Source organism: Amycolatopsis sp. SID8362 (assembly GCF_010550475.1).
Classification (GTDB): Bacteria; Actinomycetota; Actinomycetes; order Mycobacteriales; family Pseudonocardiaceae; genus Amycolatopsis; species Amycolatopsis eburnea.
In genome coordinates, this window is the sequence record NZ_JAAGNB010001345.1 from 1 (window position 1) to 1008 (window position 1008).

The 1008-nt window shown below is 74.5% G+C and carries 1 protein-coding gene and 1 pseudogene; both read right to left on the minus strand.

Annotated elements, in window-relative coordinates:
* Positions 1 to 247 (minus strand): annotated as a pseudogene (locus G3I65_RS41240) (DedA family protein); the annotation flags it as partial.
* A gap of 203 nt (positions 248 to 450) precedes the next feature.
* Positions 451 to 1008: class I SAM-dependent methyltransferase (locus G3I65_RS41245; protein ID WP_160700893.1), on the minus strand; the 558-nt coding region annotated here is incomplete at its 5' end.

Genomic DNA, 1008 nt, shown 5'->3' on the forward strand with positions numbered 1-1008 from the left:
CGGCGGACCGCCCGACGGCGTACCCGAGGCAGTCGCCCGCCCACGCCCCGCCGGCCGCGACGGCCGCGAGCAGCGTCAGCTGCGCGGGATCGGGCCCGAGCAGGACCGCGACCGTGACGACGGTCGTCTCGCTGGGCATGAAGGGCAGCAGCGCGTCCAACCCGGACACCGCGAAGACGACCACCCACAGCCACGGCGAGCCGAGCGCACCGCGCAGCAGCTCGGTGACCTGCCCCAGGAGTTCCACGGCTCAATGGTGATCACCGCAGGTCACTTCGGGGTGACGCAGCGGGGGTGCCACGGTGAACAAGCGCCCCAATGTGGCCTTCGGTGCTCCATCCATGCCCCCGCCACCACCCTCAGCGGAGGCGCTCGCGCCGCAGTGCCTATCCAACGCACCCAAGGCGGCCTTCGGTGCGTCTGACGCAACCAAGGCCACCTTGGGGCGCTTCAGGCCGGGGCGACCGAGGCCCAGGGCACCGTCAGCTCACCGAGCCGGATCCGGGACGGCGGGCCCAGCACCGGCCAGCCGCGCGCGGCCAGCAGCCGGACCGTCTCCAGCCAGCGCGAACGGACGCCGAACGCCTGGTGCGGCGCCGCCGTGGCCCAGCAGGTGTCCAGGGCCGACAAGAGAGCGTGCACCCGCTCGCCCGGCACGTTCCGGTGGATCAGCGCCTTCGGCAGCCGCTCGGCGATCGTCGACGGCCGGTCCAGGCCCGCCAGCCGCATCGACAGCGTCAACGACACCGGGCCGGCCGAAGACACCAGGACCCACGTCGAGAGCCGCCCGATCTCGTCGCACGTGCCCTCGACCAGCAGCCCGCCCGGGGCCATCGAGGCCAGCACCAGGTCCCACGCGCCCGCGACCTCGTCCTCCGCGTACTGCCGCAGCACGTTGAACGCCCGCACCAGCACCGGCCGCGTCCCGGCCAGCTCGAAGCCGCCGCGGCGGAAGTCCAGCAGCGGCGGCGACGCGGCGGGCAACGCGGCCGCGACCCGCACGGGGTC